Genomic DNA, 4,590 nt, shown 5'->3' on the forward strand with positions numbered 1-4,590 from the left:
TTTATTTCAAACTCTTTATTTCAAACTTCAAAACTTTACGCTCTTTAATGTTCCATATCGTATAATTTACAGGCACATTACATCAAGGCAACCGATTTGTACCTATATTCGTATATAAAAATAAAACAACGATGATCAGCACAATTTTAATCCTATTAAACTTATTGGTGTCTCCACCAAAAAATGTTTACGATTTCAGCTTTAAAACCATTGATGGTAAAGAAATTAAACTATCGAAATTTAAAGGCAAGAAAATCCTAATTGTTAATACCGCTTCTAAATGTGGTTTTACACCACAGTATGAGGATTTAGAAAAACTTCAAAAACAATACGGTAAAAAAGTAGTGTTGATCGGTTTCCCTGCTGGAAATTTTGGCGGTCAGGAGTTTTCTACCAATGCAGAGATTAAAGAATTTTGTACCGGAAAGTATAATGTTTCATTTTTACTTGCTGAAAAAAGCAGTGTAAAAGGCGATGATATCAGTCCACTGTTTAAATATTTAACTTCTCAAACCAATACAGAAGAGCAGGGCGATATTAAATGGAATTTCGAGAAATTTTTGATCAACGAAAAAGGAGAGTTGGTACACCGCTTCCGTTCGAAAACAAAACCTACCGATGAGGTGCTTGTGAAAAACCTTTAAGGAGGATAAAATGCATAATGAAATAGGGAAGATGGAATGATTCTTTTCTTTTTTAAAATAATTAAAAGGTAATTGGTGATAGCCATTTTGCCTTTTTTTATGAATGGTATTTTAGCTAATCAGAAATTTTAAAAAAGAAAATGGGGCTTAAATCCATAAGCCCCATTTTTAAACCAAACAAACTATTTATGAAGTGTATATATAACTCCTGTTTGAATAAAATGTTTTTAGAAAAATAAAATTATTTGTGGATTCTGATAGAAAATCAATCAAATATCTGATTAGATATATCTTTTTGGGCTAAAAGAGCAGTTTTGTAACAAAAATGCAGTCAGTTTTTGACTTTAGTGTGTTAAAATAAGTTAAGTTGCTCGGGTTGGTACAAGCTCGGGTCGAAGCTATAAGATGTTGGAGCATTTTGATTGCTACTCACATAATAAACTTCTGTTTCTTCGTATCGTGAGGCTACTTTTACGAAAGTATCGCCAGCTACGTTCTTAAAAAGATTTTCTACCAATTCGGGATCGTTATTGTCTTTTGATAAATGGCTTAATAAAAGATGGCTGAGGTACGGGGCTTTATGGTTGGTGAAAAGCTCCAGTGCCTGCGCATTACTCAAGTGACCATGACCGCTCATAATCCTTCTTTTTAAGAAATAGGGGTATCTGCCGTTTTCGAGCATCTGTGTGTCGTAGTTGGCTTCTAAGAAAGCGGCATGGCAGTTTTTGAAGTGTGTAATCAAACGGTCGCATACCGAACCGATATCTGTAAAAACCCCAACTCTTACATCGTTGCATTCCACCGTGAAACTGTATGGATCAGCTGCATCGTGAAACTTAGAAAATGCTGAGATTTTTAAATTGCCAATCTGGATATTTTGTAAATGGTTTAAGGAAAAGGTATTGTTTTCATCTAAAAGTAAACGACTGCTTTTTAAGGTTGCCGTACTGATGTAAACAGGAAGTTTGTGTTTTTTTGCAAAAACAGCAAGACCTTTGATATGGTCGCTATGTTCGTGTGAAATGAAAATGGCCTTTACTTTATTAATGGCTAAACCCAGGCGGTCCATACGTCTTTCCACTTCTTTGCAGGTGAGGCCTACATCAACCAGAACCGCTTCGTTATCATTGCCCACATAGTAACAGTTGCCGTTACTCCCCGAATTAATTGATGTAAAATATAGTGCCATTTCGTCCGCAAGATAATGCTTATTTGGCGAACGAAAAAAGAAAACTATACGCTCACGCCGTTGTATTCTACCAAACGTGAAAGGAGGGGGAGGAAAGCCTGTATCAGGTTGATTTCTTCAGAAGAGAAAATTTTCTCCATGGTTTGTACCAGCCACTCTTCTTTTATTTTTCTGCTGGCAATAATATGTTTTTCTCCAAGTTTCGTTAAACCAATAAATACTTTACGTTTATCCTCTTCGCTCGGAAAACGTTCTACGCATTTTGCATCAAATAAACGGTTGATAATTTGCGAAATAGCCTGTTTAGATACCCTTTCCATATCGGCCAGTTCGGTAGATAACATTTTGCCATGCTGTTCCAGCAACGACATCGTTAACAATTCGGCATTGCTAAACTCCGAACTAACGTTCTGTTTGCGCAACTGTCTGGTTAAACGGGTTACGGTGCTTCTAAGTCTCGCAGCGATCTCTTGTGTTTGAGTGGGCATATTAATGGTAAATAAACTTTACAAGTATAAGCTTTTAATTTTAAACGTAAAGCAAGGTTTTTTGCTCTATATCATATTTTGTGATTTTAAAGTGATAAATAATGCCGTTTTTGATTTTATTATCTGAGTGAAAATTTCTACTTTTGTAAAGTTACTTTACTATTTTAAACATGAGTATTTTTCGTTCGCTAAGGCACTACAATTACAGGTTATTTTTTACAGGACAGGCTATTTCATTAATCGGCACATGGATGCAGCGTGTAGCCATCAGCTGGTTGGTTTACCGTTTAACGGGTTCTGCATTTTTGCTGGGTTTGATTACTTTTTTAAGTTTGATCCCTTCATTGGTGCTTGCACCCTATGCCGGGAGCTATGTGGATAGACACAACAAGTATAAAATTCTGGTAATTACCCAGGTCATCCTGATGTTGCAGGCGGGTGCACTGGCTTTGATGATCTGGTTTAAAGTGTACGATATGTTCTGGATTGCAGCACTTTCGCTGGTGCAGGGTTTGGTGAATGCTTTCGATGTAACTGCACGACAATCACTAATGGTAAATTTAATTGATGATAAAGAAGATTTACCAAATGCGATAGCACTCAACTCTTCGATGTTTAATGCGGCGAGATTGATTGGGCCGGCATTGGCAGGTGTAATTTTAAGTACTTTGGGGGAGGATATCTGTTTTTTGATCAACTTTATAAGCTTTATCGCAGTATTGGGCTGTATGGTGATGATGAAACTTAAACTCACTGTACATCAAAAATCGACAGAAAATATCTGGATCGATCTGAAAAAAGGTTATGATTACCTGAAATCATCGCCCGATTTAGCTTCGATGGTATTGATGATGGCTGCTTCAAGTTTGCTGGTGATCCCTTTTACCACCTTATTGCCTGTTTTCGCAAAAGATATTTTTAACGGAAACGCGACAACCTTTGGCTGGTTCGAAAGTGCGGCTGGCTTTGGCGCATTTTTCGGTGCAATTTATATGGCTACTTTAAAGGTGAGTCAGAATCTGCAAAAGATTGTCATGATGTCCGGTATTTGGTTGGCCGTTTCTGTTGTGGCCTTAGCCATATCACCCTCACTCATTATGGCTTTAATTTGTACTGGACTTGCTGCCTTGGGTTTAATGGCGCAAACATCATCCATTAATACCTATCTACAAACGCATGCCGATGATATAATGAGGGGAAGGACTTTAAGTTATTACATTATGGCTTATCAGGGCGTATTGCCGATAGGAAGTTTGTTAATGGGATACCTGGCGCATCTTTTTGGTACGCAGGTAGTCGTTGCTTTTGAAGGTGTTGCAGGTTTGTTAATCGTTGCGGCCTTTGTGTACAATGAAAACCGACGCAATCAACTGAAGAATCGATTTTCGCTATTTGGCAGTTAAAAACAATCTATTAAGATGTATGATATCATGCGCGCTTTTAATCATATAGAGATTTGTTTATCGCTTTTGTTCTAATGATATAATATAACATTTTAACCGTTAAGAGATTAAGGATGTTAAGTTCTTAAGTATAGGTCTCTTTATGCCCATAACTTTTTAATAGTTTTTGATTAAGTGACGGTCTTTTAATCATTAAGGGATTAAGGCTAGGTGGTATTTCTTAACTCCGTTAACTTCTTAATGGTTTACGATAAAGTGAAGGTCTTTTTATCATTAAGGGATTAAGGACATTAAGGGTGGATGGTATTTCTTAACGGCCTTAACTTCTTAATGGTTTACGATAAAGTGAAGGTTTTTTATCATTAATGGATTAAGGACATTAAGGCTGGATGGTATTCTTAACTTCCTTAACTTAATGGTTTACGATAAAGTGAAGGTTTTTTATCATTAATGGATTAAGGACATTAAGGCTGGATGGTATTCTTAACTTCCTTAACTTCTTAATGGTTTATGATAAAGTGAAGGTTTTTTATCATTAAGGGATTAAGGACATTAAGGCTGGATGGTATCCTTAACTGCCTTAACTTCTTAATGGTTTACGATACAGTGAAGGTCTTTTTATCATTAAGGGATTAAGGACGTTAAGGCTGGATGGTATCCTTAACTACCTTAACTTCTTAATGGTTTACGATAAAGTGAAGGTTTTTTTATCATTAAGGGATTAAGGACATTAAGGCTGGATGGCATTCTTAACTTCCTTAACTTCTTAATGGTTTACGATAAAGTGAAGGTCTTTCTATCATTAAGGGATTAAGGACATTAAGGCTGGATGGCATTCTTAACTTCCTTAACTTCTTAATGGTTTA

The 4,590-nt window shown here is 36.3% G+C and carries 4 protein-coding genes; 2 read left to right on the plus strand and 2 right to left on the minus strand.

All coding sequences use genetic code 11. The features are described from left to right. Positions 1–131: 131 nt before the first annotated feature. Positions 132–644 carry a glutathione peroxidase gene (locus R2S57_RS30140; RefSeq protein WP_316848615.1) on the plus strand — a complete coding sequence of 171 codons (513 nt, stop codon included), beginning with the start codon at positions 132–134 and terminating at the stop codon, positions 642–644. A gap of 352 nt (positions 645–996) precedes the next feature. Here the strand turns inward: R2S57_RS30140 and R2S57_RS30145 are convergent, their stop codons facing one another. Both R2S57_RS30145 and R2S57_RS30150 read right to left on the minus strand, forming a co-directional pair. Further along, a complete protein-coding gene (locus tag R2S57_RS30145; RefSeq protein WP_316848616.1) occupies positions 997–1,833 on the minus strand; it encodes an MBL fold metallo-hydrolase in 837 nt (278 codons plus the stop codon). Between the two features lie 44 nt (positions 1,834–1,877). Further along, positions 1,878–2,321, minus strand: coding sequence for a MarR family winged helix-turn-helix transcriptional regulator (locus R2S57_RS30150; protein ID WP_316848617.1), 444 nt, complete (start codon positions 2,319–2,321; stop codon positions 1,878–1,880). A gap of 170 nt (positions 2,322–2,491) precedes the next feature. Here R2S57_RS30150 and R2S57_RS30155 point away from each other — a divergent pair, with 170 nt between their 5' ends. Further along, positions 2,492–3,724, plus strand: a complete 1,233-nt coding sequence (locus tag R2S57_RS30155) for an MFS transporter (protein WP_316848618.1) — start codon at positions 2,492–2,494, stop codon at positions 3,722–3,724. Positions 3,725–4,590: the final 866 nt, after the last annotated feature.

The sequence above is a fragment of the Pedobacter psychrodurus genome (assembly GCF_032678585.1).
Taxonomy (GTDB): Bacteria; Bacteroidota; Bacteroidia; order Sphingobacteriales; family Sphingobacteriaceae; genus Pedobacter; species Pedobacter psychrodurus_A.